Origin of the sequence: Microbacterium sp. B19 (assembly GCF_000333395.1) — a bacterium.
GTDB lineage: Bacteria > Actinomycetota > Actinomycetes > Actinomycetales > Microbacteriaceae > Microbacterium.
The window spans coordinates 1-2,229 of the sequence record NZ_BADA01000541.1 but is presented as its reverse complement, the minus strand read 5'-3'; the positions used below and the strand labels follow the sequence as shown (position 1 = coordinate 2,229).

The following is a 2,229-nucleotide window of genomic DNA, read 5'->3' as shown; positions in this document are numbered from 1 at the left end:
GGTAGGGCAGCGTGATGTTCGCCCCGTGCAGGCCGTTGGGGGCCGTGATGCGGATGCCCTCGTAGCTCTTGTCGACCACGGCACCGAACGCGCGCAGCGCGTCCATGTGGAAGTTGATCGGGCGGTCGCCGATGCGGCATCCCCCCAGGTCGGGGATCAGCGCTTCACCGAGGAGGTGCAGCAGCGGGCCGCAGAACAGGATCGGGATGCGGGAGGCACCGGCGTGCGCGTCGATCTCCTCGAAGTGCGCGGCGACCGCGCCCGAGGGGTCGAGGTGGAGAGTCCCCTCCTCGTCCCCCTCGGTCACGGTCACACCGTGCACCTCGAGGAGCGAACGGACGACCTTGACGTCGCTGATCATCGGGACGTCGCGCAGCGTGCTCGTGGTGTCGCCCAGAAGCGCCGCCACCATCGCCTTGGTGACGAGGTTCTTCGCCCCCTTGACCTCGACGGTTCCCCGCAGCGGACGCCCGCCGCGGATCGCCAGGGTCTCGGCCGCTTCCCAGTCCGGCTTCACGATCAGGTGCTCTCCGGAATCGGTGACGAGTGTGCTCATAGGGGGGTAGACCTCACTTCGTGGACGAGGGGCGGCGGGAGGGCCCGATCGGGCCGACCGGGCTTAGCGGACCGGAAGGGTCCGCGGCCGCCATGCCTCGCGGCGCGCCTCGAACTGCGCGATCTTGTCTTCGTTGCGCAGGGTGAGCCCGATGTCGTCGAGCCCTTCGAGAAGCCGCCACCTAGTGTAATCGTCGATGTCGAACGAGACTCGGAGGTCGCCGAGTGTGGCGGTTCGCGCCTCGAGGTCCACCGTCATCTCCACGCCGGGCTGCGCTTCCACGGCCGCCCAGATGCGCTCCACGTCGTCCTCGCTGATCACGCCCGTGACCAGGCCCTGCTTACCCGAGTTGCCGCGGAAGATGTCCGCGAACTTGGGGCTCAGGACGACGCGGAAGCCGTAGTCGCGGAGCGCCCACACGGCGTGCTCGCGGCTCGATCCCGTACCGAAGTCGGGGCCTGCGACGAGGATGGATGCCGAGCGGTAGGCATCCTGATTCAGGACGAACTCGGGGTCCTGCCGCCAGTTGGCGAACAGCGCGTCCTCGAAGCCCGTCTTGGTGACGCGCTTGAGGTAGACGGCGGGGATGATCTGGTCGGTGTCGACGGCCGAGCGCTTCAGCGCGGCCACGATTCCGGTGTGCGTGGTGAACTTGTCCATGTCAGGCCTCCGCCCCGGTCGTGGCGATTGCAGCGGGCAGCGGCTCGAGGTCGGACGGGCTCGAGAGCGTCCCCCGCACGGCGGTCGCCGCGGCGACGAGCGGCGACACGAGGTGCGTGCGCCCGCCCTTGCCCTGGCGTCCCTCGAAGTTGCGATTCGATGTCGACGCGCACCGCTCGCCCGGGGCGAGCTGGTCGGGGTTCATGCCCAGGCACATCGAGCAGCCGGCGAAGCGCCACTCGGCGCCGAACTCGGTGAAGACCTTGTCGAGACCCTCGGCCTCGGCCTCCAGGCGTACCCGCGCGGATCCGGGGACGACCATGACCCGGACGTTCTCTGCCTTCGTGCGGCCCTGGATGACGGAGGCGAATGCGCGGAGGTCCTCGATGCGGCTGTTCGTGCACGAGCCCATGAACACGGCATCCACGGGGATGTCCTTCATCGGCGTGCCCGGCTCGAGCGCCATGTACTCCAGCGCGCGCTCGGCGGCGGCGCGCTCGTTCGCGTCGGCGATCTCGGCCGGCGTCGGGACGACGTCCGACAGCGAGACGCCCTGACCGGGGTTGGTGCCCCAGGTCACGAAGGGCTCGAGCTCGTTCGCGTCGAGGAAGACCTCGGCGTCGTAGACCGCTCCCTCATCGCTCGGGAGCGTGCGCCAATAGGCGACGGCGTCGTCCCAGTCCTGCCCCTGCGGCGCGTGCGGCTTGTCCTTCACGTAAGCGAAGGTCGTCTCGTCGGGCGCGATCATGCCCGCGCGGGCGCCGGCCTCGATCGACATGTTGCACATCGTCATGCGCCCCTCCATCGAGAGGGAGCGGATCGCGCTGCCGCGGAACTCGAGCACGTAGCCCTGGCCGCCGTTCGCGCCGATCTTGGCGATGATCGCGAGGATGATGTCCTTCGCGGTGACGCCGGGCTTCAGCTCGCCCTCGACCGTGATCGCCATGGTCTTGAAGGGCTTGAGCGGCAGCGTCTGCGTGGCGAGGACGTGCTCGACCTCGCTCGGCCGATGC

The 2,229-nt window shown here is 69.2% G+C and carries 2 protein-coding genes and 1 pseudogene; all 3 read right to left on the bottom strand.

The window, feature by feature from the left end:
• Positions 1-556, bottom strand: a pseudogene (locus I5G_RS18325) (UDP-N-acetylglucosamine 1-carboxyvinyltransferase); the annotation flags it as partial.
• Positions 557-619: 63 nt separating this feature from the next.
• On the bottom strand, positions 620-1,216 hold the full coding sequence (leuD, locus tag I5G_RS18320) for a 3-isopropylmalate dehydratase small subunit (protein WP_022880351.1): 597 nt from the start codon (positions 1,214-1,216) through the stop codon (positions 620-622).
• Position 1,217: 1 nt separating this feature from the next.
• Positions 1,218-2,229, bottom strand: a 1,012-nt coding sequence (locus I5G_RS23520; RefSeq protein ID WP_022880350.1) for a 3-isopropylmalate dehydratase large subunit, incomplete at its 5' end; no start/stop codon positions are given.